Consider the following 26,568-nt stretch of genomic DNA (forward strand, 5'->3'; position numbering starts at 1 on the left):
TGGAGCCACCCGCCGCGAGGGTTGGTGGCTCCGTTAACTTCAAATCGAATACTTCTGCAAATTCGCCATCATTTCCTTCAACGCTTCAATATTGTCCTTCGGGTGCGCCGCCCCTTCGAAATCACAAATCTGCTGCCAGTGCGCCGCGACGTCTTCCGGCGAGAACCCCTCGCGCGGATCGAAGCCGGCACCGAGGCTGCGTTCCCAGCGCACCTTGCCCATCCAGCCGCCGCCGACTTCGAACAGGCCGGACGTTTCCTGACATTGCTCGCTGGCCAGATACACCACCAGCGGGCTGACCAGTTCCGGCTTCAATTGCTCGAATACTTGCGGCGGGATCAGGCCCTCGGTCATGCGCGTGCCGCCGGTCGGGGCGATGGCGTTGACCAGAATGTTGTTCTTGCGCCCTTCGATCGCCAGCGTTCGGGTCAACCCGTAAAGCCCGAGTTTGGCCATGCCGTAGTTGGACTGACCGAAATTGCCGTAAATGCCAGAAGTCGACGCAGTGAAAATCACGCGACCGTAGTTTTGCTCGCGCAAATGCGGCCAGGCAGCACGGGTAACTTTGTAGGCGCCTTCAACATGGACGCGATAGACCAGATCCCAATCGGCGTCGTCCATCTTGTGAAATGACTTGTCGCGCAGGATCCCGGCGTTGTTCACCACGACGTCGACGCGGCCGAAGGCATCGAGGGCGTTGTGTACCAGTTTGTCGCCGTCAGTCACCGAGTCGTGGTTGGCTTCGGCAATACCGCCGGCCTCACGGATTTCCGCCACTACGCGGTCGGCAGCCGAAGCATTGGCGCCCTCGCCCTGCGTCGAGCCACCGAGATCGTTGACCAGCACTTTGGCGCCCTGTCTGGCGAACAGCAGCGCATGGGCACGCCCGAGGCCGCCACCGGCGCCGGTGACAATCACGACTTTATCTTCGAAACGCACAGGCTCATTCATCGCAACAACTCCAGCAGGCCAAGGGATATTGCCCCGAGTGTCAGGCACGGCGCTTTGGGTCACAACGAACACGGCTGCGGCTGAATGGTGCGCGATAAGGCTGAGGGATGATCGAGTGTCCGGTCGCCGAGAGCCTGTGCTCTTGGCGAGAATCAGGAGTAAGCCACTTTGCGCGGAGGCAATACCAGACGATCGCGAAACGCCAGATAGTGCTTGAGCACCAGCGCCGGCACCTCGGTTTGCGGATAGTGGCCGATGCCGGGTAAGAGCACGGTGTCTGCATCAGGGATCAATTCGCGATAACGCTCGACCATGTGCACGCCGGAGATCGGGTCAAATGCGCCATCGATCACCCGCAAGGGAATGTCACCCTGCTGCATGGCCGTCACCCAGCGCTCACGTTGCACCCGGCGCTCGGGGATGTAAGTGATCAATTTATGCAGGATGCGCGGGCCATGGTTGCTGTCGACCAGACTCCAGTAGTCATCCAGCTCGCTTTCAGTGGGCTGGGTCTGCGCGCCGAAGATCTGCCGGAAACCTTTGACCAGCGCCTCACGGCTGAAGGCGCGGCCGAGCAGCCAGCCAATCGGGCTGAGCAGCAGTTTCTGCATCAGCAGCGGACGATGGGTTTCCGGAAACAGACCGCCATTAAGGAATACGCAACTGGCCACTTCGATGCGTTTTTCGTAATGCCGCGCGAGCAGTTCCTGAGCGACGCTGTCGCCGTAGTCGTGAGCGAGGATGTGCACGGCTTGTTCAACCTGCAGATGGGCGAGCAGTGCCTGTTGCAGATCGGCCTGTTCCAGCAGGCTATAGGTGTGATTGCGCGGTTTTGCCGAATCGCCGAAACCGAGCATGTCGCAGGCGATCACCTGATAACGCTGCGCCAGTGGCTGCCACAGGTAATGCCAATCCCAACTGGCAGTGGGGAAACCGTGAATCAACAGCAACGGTTCACCCTGCCCGACTGTCCAGTAGCGGATCGACTGGCCATGAAAAACGAATGTCCGGCTGCGCTTGCGCCAGACACTCAGAGGAATCTCGGCGAGCGGCATTAGAATTTATACCCCGGGTCTTGAAGATCGAGTTTGCGCAACAGCGCCGGCCACGCCAGCGCCCCGCCCATGCCTTGAGCGCTCTTGGTGACGCCGGCAATCATTGCCTTTGCGCCGGCGAGAATCTGCGGTTCGATAGCGATCAGTTCGGCCCCTCCCGTCTGCGCCATGACCTGAATGTCGCAGGCTCGCTGGAAGGTGAACATCATCAGAAACGTATCGGCAATAGTGCCGCCGCAAGTCAGCAGACCGTGGTTGTGCAGCATGAGGAAATTGTTGTCGCCGAGGTCGGCTTGTAGGCGCGCCTTTTCTTCATGATTCAGGGCCACGCCCTCGTAGGCGTGATAGGCCAGGCTCGACAACACAAACAGTGACTGTTGACTGATCGGCAGCACCCCCTGCCTTTGCGCCGACACTGCAACGCCTGACGCAGTGTGCGTATGCAGCACGCAAACCACATCGTGGCGCACTTCGTGGACGGCGCTGTGAATGGTGTAACCGGCGGGGTTGATTTCGTACGGGCTGTCCATGAGTTTGTTGCCGGCCTGATCGACTTTCACCAGGCTCGAAGCAGTGATCTCGTGGAACATCAGGCCAAACGGATTGATCAGGAAATCTTCGGTGCCGGGCACCTTGGCCGAGATATGCGTGAAGATCAGATCGTCCCAGCCGTGCAGCGCGACCAAGCGATAACAGGCGGCAAGATCGACACGGGTCTGCCACTCGGCAGCGCTTACCTGATCTTTGACATTCGACGACGATTGGACGGGGGCTACGCTCACTGTATGCACCTCTGCGTTCTTCTTGTTCTGCTCGTGTCAGCAGTCTAGTCAGGCGCAGGGCATCGCGTAGTTGCATTGGCAGCCAGCTTGATGACTGAACGAGTCAGCCGGGCAAACAGCCTGGATCCGTTGCAATGCAACAACGCTTAAAAGAGGCAGCGGTTAGTGTCCGCACTCAGCCCTTGAGCGCTTCAATCAATTGCGCCAGCCACGGCTCGGCATCGGTTTCCGGCGTGACACTTTCGCTGGCGTCGATGCGCAGCATTTCCTGAACCTCGTTTACCCCCAGTTCGGCAAACAGTTCGCGCATCTGCTCGCCACCGCCGCAGAAGGTGTCGCCATAGCTGGCATCACCGAGGGCGATCACCGCGCCGGGCAGGCCGCGCAACGAAGCAGGCAACTGATCGCGCAGGGTCGAATACAACGGTTGCAGGTTGTCCGGCAGCTCGCCCATGCCAGTGGTCGAGGTCACAGCCAGAAGGGCCTCGGGACCGAACGCCTGAATATCGGCCAACGCAGCGCGCGAGTTGTAGAAGGTTTCAAAGCCGGCGGCTTTCAGCAGGTCCTGGGCGTGGCGGGCGACTTCTTCGGCGGTGCCGTAGACTGAACCTGAGAGGATGGCGACTTTCATCAATCTGATCCTGGAACTGAAAAAAAGAGCCGCGATAGTAACAGCCCACGCCGCGAAGTTGCGATTGGCTCTCAATGGAAGCTGCTGGCCTATAGACAGTCCGCGGCTTTCTTCTAGAATGCCTGCCACTGACATAACGGAAGGGATTCTCGGATGATCAACGCCAGCCTGCTGCAAATGGTGATTAATGCGTCGAATGACGGAATCGTGGTCGCTGAAAAGGAAGGCGAGCAGGACAACATCCTTATTTACGTAAACCCTGCCTTCGAGCGCATGACCGGTTATAGCAGTGAGGAAATCCTCTACCAGGACTGTCGCTTTTTGCAGGCGGGAGACCGTGATCAACCAAGTCTGCAGCTGATTCGCGAGACATTGCGTGAAGGCGGTTCCTGCCGGGAAATCCTGCGCAACTATCGCAAGGATGGCACGCCGTTCTGGAACGAATTGTCATTGTCGACGATAAAAAATGCCGATGACGGGCAGACTTATTTCATCGGTGTGCAAAAAGATGTGACGGTTCAGGTCAAGGCGCAGCAGCGGGTTGCACAGCTGGAAGCACAAGTGGCGGCGCTGCAAAGCGAGCTAGCGGCGTTGAAAGCGACGAACGGCGCAAACAAAACCGCGAACTGATGGTCATTAACTACAATCACCAATGACTTTGTAACTATTCACTTCGAGTTAGCCATGCAGCGCGACGCCCTCCTCACCCAGGACGAGCTGGATTTCATCCAGACCATGCAGCACAACCCGCAACTTAACGTGCGGGATGCAACGTCGAGTCTGCTGGTTAATGGTGGTTCGCAGATCCGTGACCTGCTGACACGTCTGGCTGCTCACGAGCAGGTGACGATCCAGGCCAACTTCGAAAATCAGCAGATGACCTTCCCGCTGCATCTGGTGGAAGACGAATTCCACGCACTGCATCTGCGTCTCGGCGTGCCGAGCATCTATGAAGACGGCCCGATGGTGCGGCCGTGGCGCCTGGTATTGGAAGAGCCGGTGGCATTGGAAAACGCCAAAGGCCAGCCCGGCACGCTGTGGGTGCACGAGGTGTCGCACAAAGGTGTGTTGCTGGAAGTGCGCAACAAGACCAAACCACCGAAACATTTCGCCCTGTGGTTCAGCCCTTCCGGTTATGAGCGCATCTCGTTGCGCGGCCATTTCGAGCGTGAAACCGAGCAAGGTTTCTTCGCCTACGAACTGAGCCAGACCGATGCCGACGAAACCGAGCGCTTGCGCCAGTTCATTCTGCAACAGCATCGTTTGACCCACCCCGCCCTGCACGCCTGAGTTTCAGGTATCCAGTTTGCCCGCCATGAACTGCTTCATGCGTTGACGCATTGTCGCGCCCTCATTCCCCAGGCATGCCACCGATGAACCGGCCAGGCTGTCTTCGGCCAGTTCCGAGGCATCGCCAGCCAGCATCAATTGGCAATCCAGGCTCAGTGCCAGACGATTCAGGCGCCGGGGCAGCTCCGGACCGGGGACATGATTGGAAAACAGCACAAGTGCGTCAGGCTTGACCTTTTCGCAGACCAGCGTCAATTCATCGAAAGGCTGGCCCGTGGTGAGCACCCGCACGCCAGAATCGTTGCCGCTGAGAAACAGCGCCGCTACCAGCAACTCAAGCTCTCTGCATTGCCCCGCAAGCGCACTGACGACCACCCGGCGCGGTTGAGCCCCCCGCAGCATGACGATGCGCTGCAGCACGCGCGCCCTGAGAAATCCGTCGAGAAACAACCATTCGCTGGTTTGCCCGAAAGCGTCCTGGCGCTGCAGCAATTGCCGCCACAACGGCATGATGATGGCTTCGAACACCACCGGCAGCGTGTACGACGAGAAAATCTGCCCGTAGACGCGATCCAGCTGCTGATCGTCGAACGCACTGACGGCCTGCTGAACCTGCTCCTGCCATTGCCTGTAATCGGCCTGCACATGGTCATCGGGGATGAAGTTGGCCAATACCTTCAAAGGCTCTGTTTTCGCCAGAATCTTGCCGACCTTGCTCACGGCCACGCCGCGATCGATCCAGTCGACGATGCTGCGAACACGCTCGATATCGTTCATTGAATACAGACGATGCCCGCTTTCGGTGCGGGTCGGCTGGATCAATCCGTAGCGACGCTCCCAGGCCCGCAGGGTCACCGGATTGACGCCGGTCAGGCGCGCCACTTCGCGGATGGGAAACAGCTCTTCGCGCTCGAGCGTGCCGGGTGCTGTTGAAACCGGGCGAGTGTCCGTGATTACAGGCATCTGGCGGTCAACTTCCATGTCGGTTCATTGGATCCCATTTTAAACATGATGGACTGGAAACCTTCAAGTAGTGATCTGCGACGAATATGGCTGGTTTAATCGACAAAATCAGGAATAATCCTTGCTTGTTGTAAAGCGCAGGCCTCTACCCCGGCCTGCGTCAGGCGAAGTTCCTACCCGGAACGACGCACTCGAAATACGGAGATACAAAATGTCTACTTCCCCCGTCACGCTCATGGTAGCGCGTCGCGTCGCTGATGGCCGTTATCACGATCTTATCGCCTGGCTTCGCGAAGGCGAACAACTGGCAACCGACTTCCCCGGCTACCTGGGCTCCGGTGTCCTTGCGCCACCGCCCGGTGACAACGAATTCCAGATCATCTTTCGCTTTGTCGATGAGCAGACGCTGCATGCTTGGGAATATTCGGCGTCGCGTACCGCCTGGCTTAACCGCGGCAGCGATTTGTTCGAACATCCTAAAGAGCACCGGGTCAGCGGCATTGAAGGCTGGTTTGGTGCTGCCGGGCAACGCCCACCGCGCTGGAAACAGGCCGTGGCGATCTGGCTGGCGTTTTTCCCGGTGTCGCTGATCTTCAACTTTATCCTCGGCCCGCTGCTGGCTGAGTTGAGCCTGTTGCCGCGCATCTTGATCGGCACGGCGTGCCTGACGCCGCTGATGGTGTATTTCTTCATCCCGTTGTCGACGCGTCTGCTGGCGAACTGGCTGAACAGCACGCCGACCCGGCCACTGGCGGCCACACCGTCGGCGCAAAATCGCTGATCTGCAGCGGGCGGCGAGCCTGTTATAGTTTTCGCTTCAACCGCGATGCGAGCCGCCCATGCCAGATTCCGCAGCCCCGATCCTCATCACCGGCGCCGGCCAGCGTGTCGGTTTGCACTGCGCGCAGCGCTTGATCGAGGACGGCCACCCGCTGATTTTCACTTACCGCACCGAGCGACCGGGCGTGCAGGCCCTTCGCGATCTTGGCGCGACAGCGCTGTTCGCGGACTTTTCCAGCGAGGCCGGGATTCTTGCCTTCATCGACGCGCTGAAAGCCCACACCGACAGCTTGCGCGCCGTCGTGCACAACGCCTCCGAATGGCTGGCGGAAACCCAGGGCAGCGAAGCACAAGCCTTCAATCGCATGTTCAACATTCACATGCTCGCGCCTTACCTGATCAACCTGCACTGCGCCGAGTTGCTGCAGCGCTCGACACCTGCCGACATCATCCACATCAGCGACGACGTCACCCGCAAAGGCAGCAGCAAGCACATCGGTTATTGCGCCAGTAAGGCCGGGCTCGACAGTCTGACCCTGTCGTTTGCCGCGCGCTTTGCGCCGGCCATCAAGGTCAACGGCATCGCCCCGGCGCTGTTATTGTTCAACCCCGACGATGACGCGGCGTACCGCACCAAGGCGCTGGCCAAGTCCGCGCTGGGTATCGAGCCCGGCAGCGAGGTGATCTATCAGAGCCTGCGCTATCTGCTCGACAATCCCTATGTCACCGGCACGACCCTCACCGTCAACGGTGGACGGCACGTCAAATAGGCCGTCCCGCTTCGGCCGCGAGTCGAGTAAGATCCACCAGAACGCCTGCAATAGACTGGACGGAGCAAATCAATGCCACAACTTCAACCGGGGATGGCGCGCATCCGGGTCAAGGATCTGCGCCTGCGCACTTTTATCGGCATCAACGAGGACGAAATCCTCAACAAGCAGGATGTGCTGATCAACCTGACCATCCTGTACGCAGCGCAGGAGGCGGTGCGTGACAACGACATCGACCACGCGCTGAATTACCGCACCATCACCAAAGCGATCATCGCCCACGTCGAAGGTAACCGCTTCGCCCTGCTCGAACGCCTGACCCAGGAATTGCTCGACCTGGTGATGACCAATGCATCGGTGCTGTACGCCGAAGTCGAAGTCGACAAACCGCACGCCCTGCGCTTCGCCGAGTCGGTATCGATTACGCTCGCGGCAAGCCGCTGAGCTTCAAGCTTCAAGCTTCAAGCTTCAAGCTTCAAGCTTCAAACGGTAAGCTAACAGCCGACCCCGATCCATCTTGCAGCTTGCAGCTTGCCGCTTGAAGCTGTCTCGAAGAGACCCCCCATGACTGATCAACAACGCCTTGAACTCGAAGCCGCCGCCTTTCGCCGACTGGTCGCCCACCTCGACAGCCGCAAGGACGTGCAGAACATCGACCTGATGAACCTTGCCGGGTTCTGCCGCAACTGCCTGTCGAAGTGGTACAAGGCCGAAGCCGATCAACGCCAGATCGAGGTCAGCCTCGATGACGCCCGCGAAGTGGTGTACGGCATGCCTTACGCCGAGTGGAAAGCCCAATACCAGCAAGAAGCCAGCGCCGAACAGCAAGCGGCGTTTGCCAAAGGAAAACCCAATGACTGATCTGAACACCCTGCGCGCCAGCCTCAAGAGTGGCGAGCATGCTTTCGCCGACACTCTGGCGTTCATCGCCGCCGGTTACCACTACCAGCCGCAAGCATTCAACAACGGCGGCGTGGAAAACGCTGCCGGGCAGAACGAAGGTTCGTGCAAGACACTGGGCCTGGCATTGCTTGAGGGTCTGAGTGATGAAGAAGCGCTGCTGGCGTTCGGCGAGCATTACCGTTCGGTGCTGGCGACGCCTGAGGGCAGCGATCACAGCAATATCCGCGCGTTGATCAAGCACGGCCTGGCCGGGGTTGAATTCACCGCACAACCCCTGACCCGTCGCTAACAACGGGATTCGGATCGTTCCCACGCTCCGCGTGGGAATGCCTCATTGGACGCTCTGCGTCCGCTTTGGGACGCAGAGCGTCTCGGGCTGCATTCCCACGCAGAGCGTGGGAACGATCGAATTGCGTTGGAGCAGGAAGAGCGTGCACAAAAAAACCGGCCAATCTCTGGCCGGTTTTTTTGTGCCCTGCGGTCTTAGAACGTGGCGTTCTGCAGGCCGTCCAGGTAGCGCTCGGTGTCCAGTGCCGCCATGCAACCGGCGCCGGCCGAGGTGATGGCCTGACGGTAAACGTGGTCAGCCACGTCACCGGCAGCGAAGATGCCTTCGACGCTGGTGGCCGTCGCATTGCCTTCGCGGCCGCCCTGCACAACCAGGTAACCGTCTTTCAGCGTCAGCTGGCCTTCGAACAGCGAAGTGTTCGGGGTGTGGCCGATGGCGATGAACACGCCGTCGACTTTGATTTCGTCGAAGCTGCCATCGTTGTTGCGCAGACGCGCACCGGTGACGCCCATGTTGTCGCCGAGGACTTCGTCCAGGTTGGCGTTCAACTTGAGGATGATCTTGCCTTCAGCCACACGGGCGTTGAGCTTGTCGATCAGGATCTTCTCGGCGCGGAAGGTTTCGCGACGGTGGATCAGAGTCACGGTGCTGGCGATGTTGGCCAAGTACAGCGCTTCTTCGACAGCGGTGTTGCCACCGCCAACCACAGCGACCGGCTTGTTGCGATAGAAGAAACCGTCGCAGGTCGCGCAGGCCGACACGCCTTTGCCCATGAACGCTTCTTCCGACGGCAGACCCAGGTAGCGGGCGCTGGCACCGGTGGCGATGATCAGAGCATCACAGGTGTAAACCGCGCTGTCGCCGGTCAGAGTGTACGGCTTGGCAGCGAAGTCCACGGCGTTGATGTGATCGAAAACGATCTCGGTCTCGAAACGCTCCGCATGCTCGCGCATGCGCTCCATCAGCACCGGGCCGGTCAGACCATGAACATCACCCGGCCAGTTGTCGACTTCGGTGGTGGTAGTCAGTTGACCGCCGGCCTGCATGCCGGTGATCAGCAGTGGCTTGAGGTTGGCGCGGGCCGCGTAGACCGCAGCGCTGTAGCCGGCGGGGCCGGAACCGAGAATGATCACTCGCGAATGACGGACTTCAGACATGAATCTGCTCCTGTTGGCCGGCCATGAAAAATCTGGCGCGGACGCCGGACGGCCGGCGGAATAAAAAAGGACCGTGGACACCTTGGGGAAGGCTTGAACTCGACAGTCCTGTAAAAAGTTGGGTGCAGCGTATCGAGGGGGGCAAGATTAAGGAAATACGGTTTAACAATCCAGCTCATAGGTGGTCTCTATGCCGAGACGCTGACGAGATAGACCTCTTTGTTACAGTGAATGTCGATTGCCCTGCCGCGCTTTCGCCGCTCTGGCAAAGCCGGTAACGTCGGCGCGTTTTCCCTTGCTTCGGAGCACCTTATGCCCGCCCCTGTTCTGTCCGGCCCGCAGTACCTGCGCGAAGGCCTCAAACTGGTCCTGAGCCCTGGCCTGCGCCTGTTCGTGTTGTTGCCGCTGGCGATCAACCTGGTGCTGTTCGTCGGATTGATCTATCTGGCCGGCCACCAGTTCAGCCTGTGGGTCGACACGCTGATGCCGTCGTTGCCTGAATGGCTGAGTTTCCTCAGCTATATCCTCTGGCCATTGTTCGTGGTCCTGGTGGCCTTGATGGTGTTTTTCACCTTCACCATGCTCGCCAACATCATTGCCGCACCGTTCAACGGCTTCCTTGCGGAAAAAGTCGAAGTGGTGGTGCGCGGCACTGATGATTTCCCGGCGTTCAGTTGGGGCGAACTGATCGCGATGATCCCGCGCACCCTTTCCCGGGAAATGCGCAAGCTCGGCTACTTCCTGCCGCGCGCCCTCGGCCTGTTCATCCTGTCGTTCATCCCAGTGGTGAATATCGTCGCCGCGCCGTTATGGCTGCTATTCGGCGTGTGGATGATGGCCATCCAGTACATCGACTATCCGGCGGACAACCACAAACTGGGCTGGAACGAGATGCTGGCCTGGCTGCGGCAGAAGCGCTGGCAGAGCATGAGTTTTGGCGGGATCGTCTATCTGGTGTTGCTGATTCCGGTGGTCAACATCCTGATGATGCCGGCGGCGGTAGCCGGGGCGACGTTGTTTTGGGTGCGTGAACGTGGCGCCGAAAATCTGGTGATCCAGCACTGACCGCGTCACAAATCCATCATCCGACCGTAACAAGCTCGACATGGCCTCAGCCGACACTGAGGTCATGACGACAGCTCTACATATAACCCTCATCAGCGAAACCTTCCCACCGGAAATCAACGGCGTGGCCAATACCCTTGGCCGCTTGTGCGAGGGTTTGCGCGCACGTGGGCACCAGGTGGAGCTTGTACGCCCGCGCCAGGCCACCGATCCGCAACGCAGCGAAGACGATGCACTGTTGCTGTGTCGCGGCTGGCCACTACCGGGCTATCCGGGACTGCAATGGGGCCAGTCGTCGATGCATAAACTGCTGCGCCGCTGGAAACGCCAGCGGCCGGATGTGCTGTACATCGCCACGGAAGGCCCGCTCGGATTGTCGGCACTGCGCGCGGCACGGCGCCTGGGGATTGCGGTGGTGAGCGGTTTTCACACCAACTTCCAGCAATACACCAGCCAGTACGGCCTCGGCCTGCTGACGCGGATGCTCACTCATTACCTGCGCTGGTTTCACAATCGTTCGGCAATGACTTTGGTGCCGAGCGCCAGTCAGCGCCTGGAACTGGAGCGTCGGCATTTCGAACGGCTGGCGTTGTTGTCGCGGGGCGTGGACAGCCAGTTGTTTCATCCGAGCAAACGTCAGAGCGCGTTGCGTGAGCAATGGGGACTCTCTGATAAAGATATCGCGGTCATCCACGTAGGAAGGCTCGCCCCGGAGAAAAATCTGGGCCTGCTCAAACGCTGCTTTGAAGGTCTGCGCGAAACTTATCCACAGCGCCATCTGAAGCTGATCGTGGTCGGAGATGGCCCGCAGCGTTCGGCGCTGGAAAAAGAACTGCCGGAGGCGATCTTCTGCGGCGCGCAGCGGGGCGAAGCCCTGGCGGCGCACTACGCCTCAGGAGATCTGTTCGTATTTCCCAGCCTGACCGAAACTTTCGGCAATGTGGTGCTGGAAGCCCTGGCTTCGGGGCTCGGCGTTGTTGCCTATGATCAGGCAGCGGCGGCGCAGCATATTCGCCACGGCTACAACGGCGTGTCAGCCATGCCCGGCGATGAGCAGGCATTTTGCGAGGCGGCGGCGTGGTTGCTGGAGGAGGATGAGCGGTTGCGCTGTGTGCGGCTGAATGCACGGCAGCATGGCAGTCGCCAGGGCTGGGCGGCGATTATCGAGCAGTTCGAGGGGTATTTGCGGGGGGCTTGTGCGGGGGAGCTGGGGGTGCCTGGGGCGCAGACACAACCTTAGATTTTCGTCGACAGAGAAACAGCTTTCGTGAGCAGGCTCGCTCCCACATGGGTACTGCATTCTTTCAGATGGAATGCGGTCGAAGGTGGGAGCGAGCCTGCTCGCGAATGGTTCGAACTGGCGCCGCTTAGACCAGGGTCATCAACGCCTCACGACTGAACGGCAGAATGTCCTGCTCACGCCCTTCACGGACTTTCTGCGCCCAGTCCGGATCGACCAGCAGCGCGCGGCCCACCGCTACCAGGTCGAACTCTTCTTTGTTCAGACGCTCCAGCAGGTTTTCCAGGCTGGCCGGTTGCGCGACCTTGTCGGTGTTGACCATGAACTGCAGGAACTCGCCGTCCAGGCCGACGCTGCCCACGGTGATGGTCGGTTTGCCGGTCAGCTTGCGGGTCCAGCCAGCAAGGTTCAGATCCGAACCGTCGAACTCCGGCTCCCAGAAGCGTCGGGTCGAGCAGTGGAAAATGTCCACGCCAGCGTCGGACAGCGGCTTGAGAAATTCGCCCAGCGCTTCGGGAGTTTGCACCAGACGCGCGGTGTAATCCTGCTGCTTCCATTGCGAGAAGCGGAAGATGATCGGGAAACCCTCACCGACGGCTGCGCGCACTGCTTGAATCAATTCGATGGCAAAACGCGAACGGTTGGCCAGGCTGCCACCGTATTCGTCGGTGCGCTGATTGCTGCCTTCCCAGAAGAACTGGTCCACCAGATAGCCATGGGCACCGTGGATTTCCACGCCGTCCATGCCGATGCCTTGCGCGTCTTTGGCAGCTTGGGCGAACGCGGCAATCACGTCCTGGATGTCCTGCTTGGTCATGCCGTGAACCACGACCTGGCCGTCCTTGAGTTTCTCCGACGGACCGTAGCCCGGCACGCTGGCGTCCGGCTCGGTGCCGAGGCGACGTACGCTGCCGACATGCCACAGTTGCGGGACGATCTTGCCGCCCTCGGCGTGCACGGCGTCGACAACTTTTTTCCAGCCGGCCAGCGGCGCGTCACCGAAAAATTGCGGCACATTCGGATAACCGTTGGCAGCGATATGGCCGACCGTGGTGCCTTCGGTGATGATCAAGCCAACCCCAGCGGCCGCACGGCGACGGTAGTACTCGATGACTTTGGAATTAGGCACGCCGCCCGGGGAGAACGAGCGGGTCATTGGCGCCATGACCACGCGGGTCGGCAGTTCGAGGGCACCGAGGTGGAACGGTTTGAACAGGGCTTGAACGGGCATCGAGAGGCTCCACGAAAACGTTGGCGACGGACATTGATCGATATGACGGCGATAATATCCGCCACGTTCTTCGCGTGACAGCACTATTGATCTAAATGATTAAGGGTCAAAAGGCAGGCAAAAAAATCGCAGCTCAATGCTGCGATTTTCTGATTCAGGCTAAGGCTTTTTCGATCGCGGCAATCACTGTCGGATCATCCGGCGCGGTGCGCGGGGAGAACCGCGCCAGCACCCGGCCATCCTTGCCGAGCAGAAACTTTTCGAAGTTCCAGGTGATGTCACCGGGAAATTCGGCGCCCTCGCCCGCCAGCAGGCGATACAACTGATGCCGCTCGTGGCCGTTGACTTCGAGCTTGCTCGACAACGGAAAGGTCACGCCATAGTTGAGGCTGCAGAACTCCTGGATTTCTTTCTCCGAGCCTGGCTCCTGACCGGCAAACTGGTTGCACGGCAGGCCCAGCACAGCAAAGCCTTTATCTTTGTATTGCTGGTAGAGGTTTTCCAGTGCCGCGTACTGAGGGGTCAAGCCGCATTTGGAGGCCACGTTGACCACCAGCACGACTTGTCCCTTGAACGGCGCCAGCGGTAGCTCCTGACCATCCAGGGCTGTCAACTTAAGGTCGTGAAAAGCACTCATGCCGAACTCCAGGATTCTCGTGTTCTACTCGAAACAGCCACTTGGCGAGGCCACCAAGGACAGCCGCGGACTAAAAAGGCGCCCACAGGCGCCTCTCCAGTACTCGAAGCTTAGCGCAGAAAATCAGTGGTGATGGCCACCTTCGCCATGGACGTGACCATGAGCGATTTCTTCCTGGCTGGCGTCACGGATATCAACGATCTTCACTTCGAAGTTCAGGCGCTGACCGGCCAGAGGGTGGTTGCCATCAACGGTGACGTCGTCGCCGTCCAGATCACGGATGGTGACGATCTGCATCTGGCCGTCCGGCGCCGAAGCGTGGAACTGCATGCCGACTTCCAGCTCGTCAACGCCTTCGAACATGCTGCGGCTCAGGGTGCTGACCAGTTCAGCGGCGTATTCACCGTAAGCGTCTTCCGGCTCAACGGCTACTTTCAGCTCGTCGCCGACAGCTTTGCCTTCAAGGGCTTTTTCCAGGCCCGGGATGATGTTGCCTGCGCCTTGCAGGTAAACCAGCGGAGCGCCGCCGGCGGAGCTGTCGATGACCTCACCAGCGTCGTTGGTCAGGGTATAGTCGATGGAGACAGCCTTATTGGCGGCGATCAGCATGGGGCGAGACCTTTTGCATAAGAATATAGAAAGGCCAAGTTTAGCGAAGCAATCGCGTGAAAGCGACCACAACCCGGACAAACGGGTTTCGACCATCACCGGCTTCCATCAGGACGAAGATGGCCATTGGGTGGTCGAGCTTTCCTGTGGCCACACCCAGCACCTGCGCCACCAGCCGCCGTGGCAAACCCGCGCCTGGGTCCTGGATCCGGCGCAACGTATTGAAAAAACAGGTCAACCCTTTGCCTGCGGTTGGTGTGCACAAGGCTCGGTTAGCGATAACCTTGGCGACTGAATTTCGGTAGTCGGCCAGACATAGGCTGACACCCTTGCATAGAGAATTCCCATGCAAACTTTTTTTATCGCCCCCACCGATTTTGGCGTGGGTCTGACCTCCATCAGCCTCGGGCTGGTGCGCACGCTTGAACGCGCCGGTCTCAAAGTCGGCTTCTTCAAACCGATCGCCCAGCCGCACCCGGGCGACACCGGCCCTGAGCGATCCACCGAACTGGTGGCGCGCACCCACGGCCTGAAACCGCCACAACCGTTGGGGCTGGCGCACGTCGAACGCATGCTCGGCGACGGTCAGCTCGACGAACTGCTCGAAGAAATCATCGCCCTGTATCAGCAAGCGGCGGTCGGCAAAGACGTGCTGGTGGTCGAAGGCATGGTGCCGACCCGCAGCGCCAGTTACGCCGCGCGGGTCAATCTGCATCTGGCCAAGAGCCTGGATGCCGAGGTGATTCTGGTCTCGGCGCCGGAAAACGAAGTGCTCGCCGAGCTTTCTGGCCGCGTCGAGCTTCAAGCGCAATTATTCGGCGGCCCGAAGGACCCGAAGGTCCTCGGGGTGATCCTCAACAAGGTCAAGACCGACGAGAGCATGGACGCCTTCGCCACACGCCTGAAAGAGCATTCGCCGTTGCTGCGCAGCGGTGATTTCCGCTTGCTTGGCTGCATCCCGTTTCAGCCGGAACTCAATGCGCCGCGCACCCGCGACGTCGCCGACCTGATGGGTGCGCAAGTGCTCAACGCGGGAGACTACGAAACCCGGCGCATGAGCAAAATCATCATTTGCGCACGAACCATGCGCAACACCGTCGAGCTGCTCAAGCCCGGCGTGCTGGTGGTGACCCCGGGCGATCGCGACGACATCATCCTCGCCGTCAGCCTCGCGGCGATCAACGGTGTGCCGCTGGCCGGCCTGCTGCTGACCAGCGACACCCTGCCCGACCCGCGCATCATGGACCTGTGCCGGGGCGCGTTGCAGGCCGGTTTGCCGGTGTTGTCGGTGAGCACCGGCTCGTACGACACCGCCAATCTGCTCAATGGCCTGAACAAGGAAATCCCGATCGATGACCGCGAGCGCGCGGAGATCATCACCGATTTCGTCGCCAGCCACCTCGACGCCAACTGGCTGCACCAGCGCTGCGGCACGCCTCGGGAGATGCGCCTGTCGCCAGCGGTGTTCCGCTACCAATTGATCCAGCGCGCGCAAGCGGCGAACAAGCGCATCGTGTTGCCCGAAGGCAGCGAGCCGTTCACCGTGCAAGCAGCGGCGATCTGTCAGGAACGCGGGATCGCCCGCTGCGTATTGCTGGCCAAACCCGAAGACGTCGAAGCGGTCGCCCGCGCCCAAGGCATCGTGCTGCCGCCGGGTCTGGAAATCCTTGACCCGGACCACATCCGCGAGCGTTACGTCGAGCCGATGGTCGCCCTGCGCAAGAGCAAAAGCCTCAACGCACCGATGGCCGAGCAACAATTGGAAGACACCGTGGTGATCGGCACCATGATGCTGGCGCTGGACGAGGTCGACGGCTTGGTTTCGGGTGTGATCAACACCACCGCCAACACCATCCGCCCGGCCCTGCAACTGATCAAGACCGCACCGGGCTGCACGCTGGTGTCGTCGGTATTCTTCATGCTGTTCCCGGAAGAAGTGCTGGTCTACGGCGACTGCGTGATGAACCCGCACCCGAGCGCCGCGGAACTGGCCGAGATCGCCCTGCAAAGCGCCGACTCGGCGGCCGCATTCGGCATTACTCCACGGGTGGCGATGATCAGCTATTCCAGCGGCGAATCGGCGCGCGGTGAAGAAGTCGAGAAAGTCCGCGAGGCGACCCTGCTCGCCCATGAGCAACAAAACTCGCTGTTGATCGACGGCCCGTTGCAGTACGACGCCGCCGCCAACGCCGACGTGGCGCGGCAACTGGCGCCGAACAGTCAGGTCGCCGGGCGCGCCACGGTGTTTGTGTTCCCCGATCTGAACACCGGCAACACCACGCACAGAGCCGTGCAGCGCAGCGCCGATTGCGTCAGCCTCGGGCCGATGCTGCAAGGCCTGCGCAAACCGGTGAACGACCTGCCGCGCGGCGCGCAAGTCGATGACATCGTCTACACCATCGCGCTCACCGCGATTCAAGCCGCCAACCGACCTATGGATGTGTAAATGCTGGACTTTCTCCCTGCACCGTTGCGCGGCGTGATCGCCTCGCTGCTGTTGGCGCTCAATACGATTCTGCTGTGCTCGTTCCTGTTCTGCGTGGCGCTGATCAAGGCTTTGCCGTTTGCCTTTACCCAGCGCATCGCCGGTTGGCTGATGAGCCACACCCACGAGGCGTGGATCAGCAATAACAAAGGCTGGATGAATCTGGTACGGCGCACCCGCTGGCACCTCAGCGGTCTGCAAGGCCTCGACTATCAGCACTCGTACCTGATCACCAGCAACCACCAGAGCTGGGTGGATATTCTGGTGCTGCAATACGTGCTCAACCGCAAGATTCAGCCGCTGAAGTTCTTCCTCAAGCAGGAGCTGATCTGGGTTCCGGTAATCGGGCTGGCCTGGTGGGCGCTGGGCTTTCCGTTCATGAAGCGCTACTCCAAGGCGTATCTGGAAAAACACCCGGAGAAAAAAGGCAAGGACCTGGAAACCACGCGCAAGACCTGCGCGAAATACCGCCATAACCCGGTGGGGATTTTCAACTTCGTCGAAGGCACACGCTTCACCGAAGGCAAGCATGCGCAGCAGCAGTCACCGTTCAAGTACCTGCTCAAGCCCAAGGCCGGTGGGATCGCCTTTGTGCTGGATGCGATGGGTGAACAGCTGGAGTCGATCGTCAACGTGACGATTCATTACCCGGCCGGGCGTCCGGGGTTCTGGGATTTGCTCTGCGGCAATGTGCGCGATGTGGTGGTGCATTTTGAAGAAATCAAAATCCCGCCGGCCTTCATCGGCAAGAACTACGACCAGGACGGCGAGTACCGTTTGCAGTTTCAGGGCTGGATCAATCAGCTGTGGCTGGACAAGGATGCGTTGCTGGAGCAGATGCACCGCGAATTTCCAGGTCGCCAATAACCCCCTGTGGGAGCGAGCCTGCTCGCGAAAGCGGTGGATCAGCATACAAAGATGTTGAATGAGATAAAGCTTTCGCGAGCAGGCTCGCTCCCACAGTTTTAATTGCAGCGCTCTGAAATAAAAAACCCGCCGATGATCACTCACCGGCGGGCTTTTTCTTGCCGCTTGCAGCTAGAAGCTTGTCGCTGCTTCTACCTTAAATCGCGCCACGCTGACGCAACAGCTCCAGCACTTGCTTGACGCTTTCTTCCAGGCTCAGCGACTGCGTGTCGATCACCAAGTCGGCATTGAGCGGCACATCGTACGGGAAGGATTCGCCCGGAATGTTATCGCCGCCAGCAGCGTACAGGCCTTGTGGATCACGTTCGGCGCACACGGTCGGCGAGGCCTGCACATAGACCGTCAGCAAGCGATCCTTGCCGATCAGTTCCTTGGCCTGCTCGCGACCTTCGGCACTCGGCGCGACGAACGCGGCCAGGGTCAGCAGCCCCGCTTCGTTGAACTGACGCGCCACATGGGCGGCACGACGCCAGTTCTCGGTACGCCCGGCGCGATCCTGTGGCAGACCTTTGTTCAAGTCATGACGCAGGTTCTGGCCATCCAGTACAAACACCGCGCGACCCATGTCGAACAGCTTGCGTTCGACCGCATACGCCAAGGTGCTTTTGCCCGCACCGGACAGGCCGCTGAACAGCACGGTGGCTGGTTGCTGGCCGAAGCGCTGGGCGCGTTCTTCAGTCGCCACATGGGCCAATTTGCCGTGGTGGGTTGCAGTGCCATGCGCTACAGGCTGAGCGACGATCATGCCGGCGCCAACGGTGCCGTTGGTCAGGCGATCGATGACGATGAATGCGCCGGTGGTGCGGTTGCTTTCGTAACCGTCGAGGGCGATCGGCGCGTCGAGCGCGATCTTCACCTTGCCGATTTCGTTGAGCTGCAACGCGCTCGCCGGGCCTTCTTCCAACGTGTTGACGTCGACCTTGTTGACGATGCTGGCGATCGAGCCCGGCACGTAACTGGTGGCGCGTTTGATGTCGTATTTCTTGCCCGGCAGCATCGGCTCTTCAGCCATCCACACCAGCATCGCTTCGAAGCTGTCGGTGACCGGTGGCACGTTGTCGGCATGCACCAACAGGTCGCCACGGGAGATGTCGATTTCGTCTTCCATGGTCAGGGTTACCGCCTGACCTGGACCGGCGTGCTCCAGTTCACCTTCGAAGGTGACGATGGATTTCACCCGGCTGCTCTTGCCCGACGGCAGCACCACGACTTCGTCGCCCTTGTGCACAATGCCGCTGGCCAGGGTGCCGGCGAAACCACGGAAGTTCAGGTTCGGACGGTTGACGTACTGCACCGGGAAACGCAGATCGGTGAAGTTGCGATCGCCGGCGACTTCCACAGTCTCCAGAATCTCCATCAGCGACTGGCCGGTGTACCACGGCGAGCGCTCGGACTTGTTCACCACGTTGTCGCCCTTGAGGGCAGACATCGGCACGAAGTGCATGCTGGTCGGCTTCATCTTCAAGCCTTCGGCGAACTTCAGGTAGTCAGCCTTGATCGATTCGAACACGCCTTCGTCGAAGTCCTTCAAGTCCATCTTGTTGATGGCGACGACGATGTGTTTGATACCCAGCAAAGAAGCGATGAAGCTGTGGCGACGGGTCTGGGTCTGCACGCCGTAACGGGCGTCGACCAGAATGATCGCCAGGTCACAGGTGGACGCACCGGTGGCCATGTTGCGGGTGTACTGCTCATGGCCGGGGGTGTCGGCGATGATGAATTTGCGCTTGGCGGTGGAGAAATAGCGGTAGGCGACATCAATGGTGATGCCCTGCTCACGCTCGGCCTGCAGACCGTCGACCAGCAACGCCAGATCGATGTCGTCACCGGTGGTGCCGACCTTCTTCGAATCGCGGGTGATCGCTTCGAGGTGATCTTCGTAGATCATTTTCGAGTCGTGCAGCAGGCGCCCGATCAGGGTGCTCTTGCCGTCGTCGACGTTACCGCAGGTCAAAAAGCGCAGCAGCTCTTTACGTTCGTGCTGGCCCAGGTAGGCGAGGATGTCCTCGCTGATCAAATCAGATGCGTGGCTCATTGCATTCAAGCTCCGAGCTGTAAGCTTCAAGCGGCAAGCTTGTCGGCGTACAGCTAGTCAGAAATTTTGTTGATCAACCCAACCAGCATCCTAGAAAGCTCTCGGGTCTCCATAATCCAATTTTCAGCCAGTGGTTCTGCGATGTAAGCGATATCTCGGCCTATCAGGATCTGGGTGCGCAGCTCTCCACAAGAAGCTTTCGCAATCCAAAGAAAATGAACCTTTTCTTTGCAACTCCGACGCTCCATGCCTTCAGCGATATTGGAAGGCACTGAAAGTGCAGAACGGGTGATCTGATCCTTGAATCCAAAATCCCCGCACCGCGCAAACTCTTTGAAAATCCTCACCGCCAGACATTTGCTTCGCTGCCATACAACCAGTCTCTCGAAATCCATTACGAGTCATCCGATTCCGGCCCGCAGCAACCGGCTGCAAGCGCCAAACTGCAAAGCTACTCATACCGCCTTTAACTTGCAGCTTGCCGCTTGTAACTCGAAGCTTAAAAGTAACCTTGACGTTTTTTGTCTTCCATCGAGCCTGCGCCATCGTGGTCGATGACCCGGCCCTGGCGCTCGGAAGTTCGCGTCAGGAGCATTTCCTGAATGATGTCCGTCAGGCTTTCGGCCTCGGACTCCACCGCGCCCGTCAACGGGTAGCAGCCAAGGGTGCGGAACCGCACTTTCTTTTTCACGATGCGCGCTTTGTCTTCATCGGACAGGTGCTCGAGGATGCGCTCGTCGTCGATCATGATCAGCGTGCCGTTCTTCTCGATCACTTCGCGTTCGGCGGCGAAGTACAGGGGCACAATCGGAATGCCTTCGAGATAGATGTACTGCCAGATGTCCAGCTCGGTCCAGTTCGACAACGGGAATACACGAATGGATTCGCCCTTGTTGACCTTGCCGTTGTAGACGTTCCACAGCTCCGGACGCTGGTTTTTCGGGTCCCAGCGGTGCTTGCTGTCACGGAACGAGTACACGCGCTCTTTGGCGCGGGATTTCTCTTCATCGCGACGGGCGCCACCGAATGCTGCGTCGAAACCATGCTTGTCGAGTGCCTGTTTCAGGCCTTCGGTTTTCATGATGTCGGTGTGTTTGGCACTGCCGTGGGTGAACGGGTTGATGTTCTGCGCGACGCCATCGGGGTTGATGTGGGTGATCAGGTCCAGGCCCAAGTCTTCGACCATCTTGTCGCGGAACTTGTACATTTCCTGGAATTTCCAGCGGGTGTCGACGTGCATCACCGGAAACGGCAGTTTGCCCGGGAAGAACGCCTTGCGTGCCAGGTGCAGCATCACGGCGGAGTCTTTACCGATGGAGTACAGCATCACCGGGTTATCGAACTCGGCGGCCACCTCGCGGATGATGTGGATGCTTTCCGCCTCCAGCTGTTTCAGATGCGTCAGTTTGTCGACCATGGCTACTCACGAAAGCTTTCTTATGAACGGCCAGCGGGCCGTGTTCGAGCGAGGAATCCTAGCACAGCGACCTCTTCTAATCAGGACGCCAACTAGATCGAAAGGGTATATGAATATGCCTGCCAGTTCGGCCCGTCAGGGCCGAATGTGGGAGCGAGCCTGCTCGCGAAAGCGGATTGTCAGGCACCTTTGTATCGAAGGTCTGAGGCCTTCGCAAGCAGGCTCGCTCCCACAGGAGTTTGCGGTGAGCTCAGATCGGGTTCGGGATGTCGATGAAGATGTGCTCAAGGGCAAAGCGCTTCGCCAGATACTCACCCAGCGCCTGCACGCCGTAGCGTTCGGTGGCGTGGTGGCCAGCGGCGATGAAGCTGATGTCGTTCTCCCGGGCGCTGTGGAAAGTCTGCTCGGAGGCCTCGCCACTGATGAACAGATCGACCCCCGCCGCCACGCCCTGATCGATATAACCCTGGCCACCGCCGGTGCACCAGCCGACACGGCGGATCATGCCGCTGCCTTCGATCAGCAGCGGCTCGCGGCCCATGACTTCCTGCACCTTGCGCGCGAAATCCCGCGCAGTCATTGGCTCATTCAGCGAACCGACCAGCCCGACGACTTTCGGATTGCTCGGGTCGAGCGGCCCTTCGACAGTGATGTCGAGTTGACGCGCCAGTTGCACGTTGTTGCCGACGTCCGGGTGCAGATCCAGCGGCAGGTGATAGGCGAGCAGACTGATGTCGTGCTTGAGCAGGGTTTTCAAGCGGCGCTGTTTCATGCCGGTGACGCAAGGGTTTTCGCCTTTCCAGAAATAACCGTGGTGGACCAGGATCAGGTCGGCCTCGGCTTCGACGGCGGCGTCCAATAAAGCCTGGCTGGCGGTGACGCCAGTGACGATGCGCATCACTTGCGGGCGGCCTTCGACCTGTAATCCGTTGGGGCAATAATCGGCAATTTTCGCACTGCCCAGGTAACGGTCGGCTTCTTCGACGAGGGTGCTGAGGGCAACGGCCATGAAAGACTCCTAAATATCCCGTTCAGAGGCGCGCGCGGCCTCGTATAATGCGCGACATTATGGGCGGTCTGACCTCGCCTGCAACCTTTCCAGGAACGTGCTTAATGCTCAAGGCGCTGCGTTTTTTTGGCTGGCCGCTGTTGGCCGGTGTGCTTATCGCTCTGTTGATTATTCAGCGTTACCCCGAGTGGGTCGGGCTGCCGAGCCTCGACGTCAATCTGCAACAGGCCCCTCAGACCACGATCGTGCAGCAGGGGCCGGTGTCCTATGCGGATGCAGTGAGCATCGCCGCGCCGTCGGTGGTCAACCTGTACACCACCAAGGTCATCAACAAACCGGCGCATCCCTTGTTCGAGGATCCGCAGTTCCGCCGCTTCTTCGGTGACAATTCGCCGAAACAGAAGCGCATGGAATCGAGCCTCGGTTCCGGGGTGATCATGAGCCCGGAAGGCTACATCCTCACCAACAACCACGTCACCAGCGGCGCCGACCAGATCGTCGTGGCGCTCAAGGATGGTCGCGAGACGCTGGCCCGCGTGATCGGCAGCGATCCGGAAACCGACCTCGCTGTCCTTAAAATCGACCTGAAAAACCTCCCGGCGATCACCGTCGGCCGCTCCGACAGCATTCGCATCGGCGACGTTGCGCTGGCCATCGGCAACCCGTTCGGCGTCGGCCAGACCGTGACCATGGGCATCATCAGCGCCACCGGCCGCAATCAGCTGGGGCTGAACAACTACGAAGACTTCATCCAGACCGATGCGGCGATCAACCCGGGCAACTCCGGCGGTGCGCTGGTCGACGCCAACGGCAACCTCACCGGTATCAACACGGCGATCTTTTCCAAGTCCGGCGGCTCGCAGGGCATCGGTTTTGCCATCCCGGTGAAACTGGCGATGGAAGTGATGAAATCGATCATCGAGCACGGTCAGGTGATTCGTGGCTGGCTGGGCATTGAAGTGCAACCGCTGACCCAGGAACTGGCGGAGTCGTTTGGCTTGTCCGGGCGCCCGGGGATTGTCGTCGCCGGAATCTTCCGTGACGGCCCGGCGCAGAAAGCCGGTCTGCAACTGGGCGATGTGATTCTGAGCATCGATGGCGAGCCGGCCGGCGATGGTCGCCGCTCGATGAACCAGGTGGCGCGGATCAAACCGACCGACAAGGTGACGATTCAGGTCATGCGCAACGGCAAGGAACTGAAGCTGACGGCTGAAATCGGCCTGCGTCCACCGCCGGCACCGGTGAAAGAAAAAGAAGAGTAAAAATGTTTTCGCGCCAGTGGCGCGAATAACAGACATTCTCAACAGGCATGTTATATTGTTTCAATTCTAGCAATTGGAACAACATAACATGTCGTCTCGCAAAAAGGCCTCGCTGTTGGGCCTGACTCTGGGTTTGCTCTGCGATCCCGCCTTCGCCGATGAGCCGCAGCCCGTTGAGCTGGAAGCCATCAGCGTCACTTCCGACTATGAATCCCCCACCGGCCCGGTCAGCGGTTATCGCGCGACTCGCTCGGCCAGTGCGACCAAAACCGACACGGCGATTCGCGATATCCCACAAGCCATCAGCGTCGTTCCGGCCAGTGTGCTCTCGGATCTGGGCAGCACCAGCGTTGAACGCGCGCTGGATTTTGCCGGCGGCGTATCGAAGCAGAACAACTTCGGCGGCCTGACCCTGTACGAATACAGCGTGCGCGGCTTCACCACGTCCGAGTTCTACAAGGACGGTTTCAGCGCCAATCGCGGCTACCCGAGCACGCCAGATGCGGCCAACATCGAGCGCATCGAAGTGCTCAAGGGCCCGGCCGCCAGCCTGTACGGCCGGGGTGATCCCGGCGGCACGGTGAACATCGTCACCAAGAAGCCGCAGCCCGAAGCGTTCACCACTGTGCAAACCAGCGCCGGCAGTTGGGATCGCTATCGCACCGCGCTGGACGTCAACACGCCCCTCGATGATCAGGGCAATGTGCTCTCGCGTGTCAACCTCGCCGTAGAAGACAACAACAGCTTTCGCGACCACGTCGACAGCCAGCGGGTATTCGTCGCGCCTTCGATCAGTTGGCAGTTGAACCCGGACACCTCGCTGCTGGTGGAAAGCGAAATCGTCCGTCACAACTCGACGTTCGATCGTGGCGTGGTGGCGCCGAACAACAAGTGGAGCGGCGTGTCCCGTTCGACGTTCTTGGGCGAGCCCAACGACGGCAACATCGACAACCATAACAACCTGCTCCAGGCCGCCCTTGAGCACCATCTGAACGACAGCTGGAAGCTGCGTCTGGCCAGCCACTACAAGGAAGGCAAGCTCTGGGGCGACGCTTCCGAAGCACGACCGCTGAACGCCGACGGCCACACGGTCAATCGCCGCTTGCGCGAACGCGATACGAGTTGGCACGACAGCATCACCCAACTGGAACTGCGCGGTCTGTTCGACCTCGGGCCGTGGCAGCATGAATTGCTGATCGGCACCGAGTACGAGAATTACCGCAAGGACGAACGCGTCACCACCATTGCTGGCGGCCCCTACGCCATCGACATCTATAAGCCGGTCTACGGCCAGCCGAAACCCAACGGCGCACGCTCGGGCACCGACTTCTTCGAACACGTCGAAAGTCATGCGCTGAACCTGCAGGACCAGATCATTTTCACCGACAAGCTGCGCGGCATGGTCGGCGCGCGCTTCGAGCATTTCGATCAGCGCATCGACGATCACAGCCGCAACGCCAAAAGCCAGCAGCGCCACGACGCACTGACTCAACGCGCCGGCCTGCTCTATCAGCTCACGCCGAACACCGGCCTGTTCGCCAATGCCTCGACCTCGTTCAAACCGAACAACGGCCTGGATGCCTCCGGCAAATCCTTCGACCCGGAAGAAGGCGTCGGTTACGAAGTGGGGATCAAGAACGAACTGTTCGATGAGCGCGTGAGCAGCACCCTCGCCTTCTTCCACATCGACAAGGAAAACGTTCTCGCCCTCGATCCGGGCACCGACACCAGCCGCGCCATGGGCAAGGCGCGCAGTCAGGGTTTCGATTGGCAAGTGAGCGGCCAGGTGACCGACGCAGTGCGGGTCATCGGCGCCTTCGCCTACATCGACGCCGAGGTGACCAAGGGCGACGCGACCATTCCTACCGGCAGCCGCATCCTCGGCGTGGCTAAACGCAGCGGCAGTCTGCTGGGTGTTTATGAATTTCAGGATGGCCGACTGCGCGGTTCAGACGTCGGTGCAGCGTTCACCTACGTCGGCGATCGCTCGGGCGAATCCGGCAGCGACTTCGAATTGCCGGCCTACCAGACCGTCGACCTGCTCGCGCATTACAAGGCCAGCGGCAACGTCACGCTCGGCCTCAACCTGAACAACATCTTCGACGAGAAATATTACGAGCGCTCCTACAGCAACTACTGGGTCAACCCCGGCGAGCCACGCAATTTCACTGTCAGCCTGACACTCAACCTGTAAAAGGACGTCACCATGCACTACGGCAAATCCCTTCTGCTCATCGCTGCGCTGTTCACCGGTCAGGTGTCGGCGCACGGCCTGTGGACAGAGGAGCGACGCGGCAACATCGAAGTGGTCTACGGTCACGGCGCTGAAGACAACGCCTTCAAGGCGCAGAAAATCAGCGGTGCCTGGGCTTATGACGCAAGCGGCAAAATGATCCCGGTCAGCGTCGAGCGCCTGGCCGATCATGCCCGGCTGAAACCGTTGAAGCCGCCGGCGGTGATGGCCGTGGCGCTGAACAATGGCATGTGGTCGCAGACGGCGGACAAGAAGTGGATCAACGAAGGACGCAGCAAAGTGCCCGGCGCCACCGAGGCCACGCAGACGTTCAAGTACAGTCTGGCGATCTATCAGCCGGGGGCGAAGTTGCCGAAGCTTGACCAGATCAAACTGCTGATCCTGCCGGAGGTCGATCCGCTGACGGTCGGGCCGGGTAAATCGTTACCGGTGCGGGTGCTGCTCGATGGCAAACCGGCGGCGGGGGTGAAGTTGTATGGCGACTATCGCAGCGCGCCAAACACCCTGAGCACCGAGACCGACAAGGATGGGCGTGCGCAGGTGCTGGTGCGTAACGAAGGGTTGAATGTGATTGCGGCGCAGGTTGAAGTGCCGGTGAAGGACAGTGTGGATGTGGACAGTCGTGGGTTGTTCAGTTCGCTGACTTTCTTGGGCGAGCCGCATCACGAATAAAAGCACACCCTCACCCCAGCCCTCTCCCAGAGGGAGAGGGAGCCGACCGAGTTGTCTTGCGGGATACATCGACCTGAAAGACCGAGTTGATTATGGATTCAATACAAATCGTTCAAGTCGGTGAACCTCTGCAATATTCCCCATTCAGTCCCCT

General features: G+C 59.9%; 28 protein-coding genes. 15 read left to right on the plus strand and 13 right to left on the minus strand.

What is annotated here, in order from left to right:
- Positions 1-39 precede the first annotated feature (39 nt).
- The 4 genes from AC0IXA_RS12230 to AC0IXA_RS12245 all read right to left on the minus strand — a co-directional run bounded on the left by AC0IXA_RS12230 (position 40) and on the right by AC0IXA_RS12245 (position 3,419).
- A complete protein-coding gene (locus tag AC0IXA_RS12230; protein ID WP_471813218.1) occupies positions 40-951 on the minus strand; it encodes an SDR family oxidoreductase in 912 nt (303 codons plus the stop codon).
- Between the two features lie 152 nt (positions 952-1,103).
- Positions 1,104-2,006: an alpha/beta fold hydrolase gene (locus tag AC0IXA_RS12235; RefSeq protein WP_125917959.1), complete on the minus strand. Its 903-nt coding sequence runs from the start codon at positions 2,004-2,006 to the stop codon at positions 1,104-1,106.
- Positions 2,006-2,788, minus strand: coding sequence for a class II aldolase/adducin family protein (locus AC0IXA_RS12240; RefSeq protein WP_471813220.1), 783 nt, complete (start codon positions 2,786-2,788; stop codon positions 2,006-2,008). Before AC0IXA_RS12240 ends, AC0IXA_RS12235 begins: the two co-directional genes overlap by 1 nt.
- 175 nt (positions 2,789-2,963) lie before the next feature.
- Positions 2,964-3,419 carry a flavodoxin gene (locus AC0IXA_RS12245; protein WP_471813222.1) on the minus strand — a complete coding sequence of 152 codons (456 nt, stop codon included), beginning with the start codon at positions 3,417-3,419 and terminating at the stop codon, positions 2,964-2,966.
- A gap of 153 nt (positions 3,420-3,572) precedes the next feature.
- Between AC0IXA_RS12245 and AC0IXA_RS12250 the strand changes: the two genes are divergently transcribed.
- Both AC0IXA_RS12250 and AC0IXA_RS12255 read left to right on the plus strand, forming a co-directional pair.
- Positions 3,573-4,049: a PAS domain-containing protein gene (locus tag AC0IXA_RS12250; RefSeq protein WP_024011640.1), complete on the plus strand. Its 477-nt coding sequence runs from the start codon at positions 3,573-3,575 to the stop codon at positions 4,047-4,049.
- Between the two features lie 54 nt (positions 4,050-4,103).
- Positions 4,104-4,709, plus strand: a complete 606-nt coding sequence (locus AC0IXA_RS12255; RefSeq protein WP_024011639.1) for a hypothetical protein — start codon at positions 4,104-4,106, stop codon at positions 4,707-4,709.
- A gap of 3 nt (positions 4,710-4,712) precedes the next feature.
- Here the strand turns inward: AC0IXA_RS12255 and AC0IXA_RS12260 are convergent, their stop codons facing one another.
- Positions 4,713-5,672: a MerR family transcriptional regulator gene (locus AC0IXA_RS12260; protein ID WP_471813224.1), complete on the minus strand. Its 960-nt coding sequence runs from the start codon at positions 5,670-5,672 to the stop codon at positions 4,713-4,715.
- A 211-nt stretch (positions 5,673-5,883) separates the two neighbouring features.
- Between AC0IXA_RS12260 and AC0IXA_RS12265 the strand changes: the two genes are divergently transcribed.
- The 5 genes from AC0IXA_RS12265 (at position 5,884) to AC0IXA_RS12285 (ending at position 8,414) form a co-directional block, all read left to right on the plus strand.
- Complete coding sequence (locus AC0IXA_RS12265; protein ID WP_073473745.1) at positions 5,884-6,453, plus strand: putative antibiotic biosynthesis monooxygenase; 570 nt, start codon at positions 5,884-5,886, stop codon at positions 6,451-6,453.
- 58 nt (positions 6,454-6,511) lie between these two features.
- Positions 6,512-7,222, plus strand: coding sequence for a dihydromonapterin reductase (gene folM / locus AC0IXA_RS12270; RefSeq protein WP_024011636.1), 711 nt, complete (start codon positions 6,512-6,514; stop codon positions 7,220-7,222).
- 72 nt (positions 7,223-7,294) lie between these two features.
- On the plus strand, positions 7,295-7,666 hold the full coding sequence (folX, locus tag AC0IXA_RS12275) for a dihydroneopterin triphosphate 2'-epimerase (RefSeq protein WP_016771653.1): 372 nt from the start codon (positions 7,295-7,297) through the stop codon (positions 7,664-7,666).
- A 120-nt stretch (positions 7,667-7,786) separates the two neighbouring features.
- Complete coding sequence (locus AC0IXA_RS12280) at positions 7,787-8,083, plus strand: DUF1244 domain-containing protein (RefSeq protein ID WP_056782977.1); 297 nt, start codon at positions 7,787-7,789, stop codon at positions 8,081-8,083.
- Positions 8,076-8,414: a HopJ type III effector protein gene (locus tag AC0IXA_RS12285; RefSeq protein WP_471813227.1), complete on the plus strand. Its 339-nt coding sequence runs from the start codon at positions 8,076-8,078 to the stop codon at positions 8,412-8,414. Before AC0IXA_RS12280 ends, AC0IXA_RS12285 begins: the two co-directional genes overlap by 8 nt.
- A 194-nt stretch (positions 8,415-8,608) precedes the next feature.
- Here the strand turns inward: AC0IXA_RS12285 and trxB are convergent, their stop codons facing one another.
- On the minus strand, positions 8,609-9,571 hold the full coding sequence (trxB, locus tag AC0IXA_RS12290; RefSeq protein ID WP_016771656.1) for a thioredoxin-disulfide reductase: 963 nt from the start codon (positions 9,569-9,571) through the stop codon (positions 8,609-8,611).
- A 312-nt stretch (positions 9,572-9,883) separates the two neighbouring features.
- Here trxB and cysZ point away from each other — a divergent pair, with 312 nt between their 5' ends.
- Together cysZ and AC0IXA_RS12300 are read left to right on the plus strand one after the other, a co-directional pair.
- A complete protein-coding gene (gene cysZ, locus AC0IXA_RS12295) occupies positions 9,884-10,636 on the plus strand; it encodes a sulfate transporter CysZ (protein ID WP_125917950.1) in 753 nt (250 codons plus the stop codon).
- 40 nt (positions 10,637-10,676) lie between these two features.
- Complete coding sequence (locus AC0IXA_RS12300) at positions 10,677-11,876, plus strand: glycosyltransferase family 4 protein (protein ID WP_471813229.1); 1,200 nt, start codon at positions 10,677-10,679, stop codon at positions 11,874-11,876.
- A gap of 127 nt (positions 11,877-12,003) precedes the next feature.
- Here AC0IXA_RS12300 and AC0IXA_RS12305 read toward each other — a convergent pair whose 3' ends face one another.
- The 3 genes from AC0IXA_RS12305 to AC0IXA_RS12315 form a co-directional block, all read right to left on the minus strand.
- Positions 12,004-13,107 (minus strand): NADH:flavin oxidoreductase, encoded by a 1,104-nt coding sequence (locus AC0IXA_RS12305; protein ID WP_471813231.1) that lies wholly within the window; start codon positions 13,105-13,107, stop codon positions 12,004-12,006.
- 154 nt (positions 13,108-13,261) lie between these two features.
- The gene (locus tag AC0IXA_RS12310; RefSeq protein ID WP_016771660.1) at positions 13,262-13,744 is read right to left on the minus strand and encodes a glutathione peroxidase; all 483 of its coding nucleotides are present in this window, start codon (positions 13,742-13,744) and stop codon (positions 13,262-13,264) included.
- 123 nt (positions 13,745-13,867) lie between these two features.
- A complete protein-coding gene (locus AC0IXA_RS12315) occupies positions 13,868-14,353 on the minus strand; it encodes an FKBP-type peptidyl-prolyl cis-trans isomerase (RefSeq protein ID WP_016771661.1) in 486 nt (161 codons plus the stop codon).
- Here AC0IXA_RS12315 and AC0IXA_RS12320 point away from each other — a divergent pair.
- The 3 genes from AC0IXA_RS12320 to AC0IXA_RS12330 are packed head-to-tail and all read left to right on the plus strand — an operon-like array spanning position 14,322 to position 17,705.
- The gene (locus tag AC0IXA_RS12320) at positions 14,322-14,648 is read left to right on the plus strand and encodes a DUF3565 domain-containing protein (RefSeq protein ID WP_082530248.1); all 327 of its coding nucleotides are present in this window, start codon (positions 14,322-14,324) and stop codon (positions 14,646-14,648) included. The genes AC0IXA_RS12315 and AC0IXA_RS12320 overlap by 32 nt on opposite strands.
- A gap of 51 nt (positions 14,649-14,699) precedes the next feature.
- The gene (gene pta / locus AC0IXA_RS12325; protein ID WP_471813234.1) at positions 14,700-16,799 is read left to right on the plus strand and encodes a phosphate acetyltransferase; all 2,100 of its coding nucleotides are present in this window, start codon (positions 14,700-14,702) and stop codon (positions 16,797-16,799) included.
- Positions 16,800-17,705, plus strand: a complete 906-nt coding sequence (locus AC0IXA_RS12330; RefSeq protein WP_471813236.1) for an acyltransferase — start codon at positions 16,800-16,802, stop codon at positions 17,703-17,705. It abuts the gene before it with no gap.
- Positions 17,706-17,901: 196 nt separating this feature from the next.
- On the opposite strand, the gene cysN is transcribed toward AC0IXA_RS12330, so the two are convergent.
- From cysN to AC0IXA_RS12350, 4 genes are all read right to left on the minus strand, one after another.
- Positions 17,902-19,800: a sulfate adenylyltransferase subunit CysN gene (cysN, locus tag AC0IXA_RS12335; RefSeq protein ID WP_024011630.1), complete on the minus strand. Its 1,899-nt coding sequence runs from the start codon at positions 19,798-19,800 to the stop codon at positions 17,902-17,904.
- 53 nt (positions 19,801-19,853) lie between these two features.
- Positions 19,854-20,195 (minus strand): four helix bundle protein, encoded by a 342-nt coding sequence (locus AC0IXA_RS12340; protein WP_039759341.1) that lies wholly within the window; start codon positions 20,193-20,195, stop codon positions 19,854-19,856.
- Positions 20,196-20,299: 104 nt separating this feature from the next.
- The gene (gene cysD / locus AC0IXA_RS12345) at positions 20,300-21,217 is read right to left on the minus strand and encodes a sulfate adenylyltransferase subunit CysD (RefSeq protein WP_016771664.1); all 918 of its coding nucleotides are present in this window, start codon (positions 21,215-21,217) and stop codon (positions 20,300-20,302) included.
- Positions 21,218-21,467: 250 nt separating this feature from the next.
- Positions 21,468-22,226: a Nif3-like dinuclear metal center hexameric protein gene (locus tag AC0IXA_RS12350; RefSeq protein WP_471813238.1), complete on the minus strand. Its 759-nt coding sequence runs from the start codon at positions 22,224-22,226 to the stop codon at positions 21,468-21,470.
- A gap of 104 nt (positions 22,227-22,330) precedes the next feature.
- Between AC0IXA_RS12350 and algW the strand changes: the two genes are divergently transcribed.
- From algW to AC0IXA_RS12365, 3 genes are all read left to right on the plus strand, one after another.
- Positions 22,331-23,488 carry a Do family serine endopeptidase AlgW gene (algW, locus tag AC0IXA_RS12355; RefSeq protein ID WP_039759347.1) on the plus strand — a complete coding sequence of 386 codons (1,158 nt, stop codon included), beginning with the start codon at positions 22,331-22,333 and terminating at the stop codon, positions 23,486-23,488.
- A gap of 88 nt (positions 23,489-23,576) precedes the next feature.
- The gene (locus AC0IXA_RS12360; RefSeq protein ID WP_471813240.1) at positions 23,577-25,682 is read left to right on the plus strand and encodes a TonB-dependent siderophore receptor; all 2,106 of its coding nucleotides are present in this window, start codon (positions 23,577-23,579) and stop codon (positions 25,680-25,682) included.
- Between the two features lie 12 nt (positions 25,683-25,694).
- Positions 25,695-26,414 carry a DUF4198 domain-containing protein gene (locus tag AC0IXA_RS12365; RefSeq protein ID WP_341639097.1) on the plus strand — a complete coding sequence of 240 codons (720 nt, stop codon included), beginning with the start codon at positions 25,695-25,697 and terminating at the stop codon, positions 26,412-26,414.
- Positions 26,415-26,568: the final 154 nt, after the last annotated feature.

This window comes from Pseudomonas sp. AC083 (assembly GCF_979253165.1).

What these genes read in the sequence shown, in the direction of transcription:
- AC0IXA_RS12230 (WP_471813218.1), bottom strand. Translation starts at nt 951, where the DNA reads ATGAATGAGCCTGTGCGTTTCGAAGATAAAGTCGTGATTGTCACCGGC.
- AC0IXA_RS12235 (WP_125917959.1), bottom strand. Translation starts at nt 2,006, where the DNA reads ATGCCGCTCGCCGAGATTCCTCTGAGTGTCTGGCGCAAGCGCAGCCGG.
- AC0IXA_RS12245 (WP_471813222.1), bottom strand. Translation starts at nt 3,419, where the DNA reads ATGAAAGTCGCCATCCTCTCAGGTTCAGTCTACGGCACCGCCGAAGAA.
- AC0IXA_RS12250 (WP_024011640.1), top strand. Translation starts at nt 3,573, where the DNA reads ATGATCAACGCCAGCCTGCTGCAAATGGTGATTAATGCGTCGAATGAC.
- AC0IXA_RS12255 (WP_024011639.1), top strand. Translation starts at nt 4,104, where the DNA reads ATGCAGCGCGACGCCCTCCTCACCCAGGACGAGCTGGATTTCATCCAG.
- AC0IXA_RS12260 (WP_471813224.1), bottom strand. Translation starts at nt 5,672, where the DNA reads ATGCCTGTAATCACGGACACTCGCCCGGTTTCAACAGCACCCGGCACG.
- AC0IXA_RS12265 (WP_073473745.1), top strand. Translation starts at nt 5,884, where the DNA reads ATGTCTACTTCCCCCGTCACGCTCATGGTAGCGCGTCGCGTCGCTGAT.
- folM (WP_024011636.1), top strand. Translation starts at nt 6,512, where the DNA reads ATGCCAGATTCCGCAGCCCCGATCCTCATCACCGGCGCCGGCCAGCGT.
- folX (WP_016771653.1), top strand. Translation starts at nt 7,295, where the DNA reads ATGCCACAACTTCAACCGGGGATGGCGCGCATCCGGGTCAAGGATCTG.
- AC0IXA_RS12280 (WP_056782977.1), top strand. Translation starts at nt 7,787, where the DNA reads ATGACTGATCAACAACGCCTTGAACTCGAAGCCGCCGCCTTTCGCCGA.
- AC0IXA_RS12285 (WP_471813227.1), top strand. Translation starts at nt 8,076, where the DNA reads ATGACTGATCTGAACACCCTGCGCGCCAGCCTCAAGAGTGGCGAGCAT.
- trxB (WP_016771656.1), bottom strand. Translation starts at nt 9,571, where the DNA reads ATGTCTGAAGTCCGTCATTCGCGAGTGATCATTCTCGGTTCCGGCCCC.
- cysZ (WP_125917950.1), top strand. Translation starts at nt 9,884, where the DNA reads ATGCCCGCCCCTGTTCTGTCCGGCCCGCAGTACCTGCGCGAAGGCCTC.
- AC0IXA_RS12300 (WP_471813229.1), top strand. Translation starts at nt 10,677, where the DNA reads ATGGCCTCAGCCGACACTGAGGTCATGACGACAGCTCTACATATAACC.
- AC0IXA_RS12305 (WP_471813231.1), bottom strand. Translation starts at nt 13,107, where the DNA reads ATGCCCGTTCAAGCCCTGTTCAAACCGTTCCACCTCGGTGCCCTCGAA.
- AC0IXA_RS12310 (WP_016771660.1), bottom strand. Translation starts at nt 13,744, where the DNA reads ATGAGTGCTTTTCACGACCTTAAGTTGACAGCCCTGGATGGTCAGGAG.
- AC0IXA_RS12320 (WP_082530248.1), top strand. Translation starts at nt 14,322, where the DNA reads ATGGAGACAGCCTTATTGGCGGCGATCAGCATGGGGCGAGACCTTTTG.
- AC0IXA_RS12315 (WP_016771661.1), bottom strand. Translation starts at nt 14,353, where the DNA reads ATGCTGATCGCCGCCAATAAGGCTGTCTCCATCGACTATACCCTGACC.
- pta (WP_471813234.1), top strand. Translation starts at nt 14,700, where the DNA reads ATGCAAACTTTTTTTATCGCCCCCACCGATTTTGGCGTGGGTCTGACC.
- AC0IXA_RS12330 (WP_471813236.1), top strand. Translation starts at nt 16,800, where the DNA reads ATGCTGGACTTTCTCCCTGCACCGTTGCGCGGCGTGATCGCCTCGCTG.
- cysN (WP_024011630.1), bottom strand. Translation starts at nt 19,800, where the DNA reads ATGAGCCACGCATCTGATTTGATCAGCGAGGACATCCTCGCCTACCTG.
- AC0IXA_RS12340 (WP_039759341.1), bottom strand. Translation starts at nt 20,195, where the DNA reads ATGGATTTCGAGAGACTGGTTGTATGGCAGCGAAGCAAATGTCTGGCG.
- cysD (WP_016771664.1), bottom strand. Translation starts at nt 21,217, where the DNA reads ATGGTCGACAAACTGACGCATCTGAAACAGCTGGAGGCGGAAAGCATC.
- AC0IXA_RS12350 (WP_471813238.1), bottom strand. Translation starts at nt 22,226, where the DNA reads ATGGCCGTTGCCCTCAGCACCCTCGTCGAAGAAGCCGACCGTTACCTG.
- algW (WP_039759347.1), top strand. Translation starts at nt 22,331, where the DNA reads ATGCTCAAGGCGCTGCGTTTTTTTGGCTGGCCGCTGTTGGCCGGTGTG.
- AC0IXA_RS12360 (WP_471813240.1), top strand. Translation starts at nt 23,577, where the DNA reads ATGTCGTCTCGCAAAAAGGCCTCGCTGTTGGGCCTGACTCTGGGTTTG.
- AC0IXA_RS12365 (WP_341639097.1), top strand. Translation starts at nt 25,695, where the DNA reads ATGCACTACGGCAAATCCCTTCTGCTCATCGCTGCGCTGTTCACCGGT.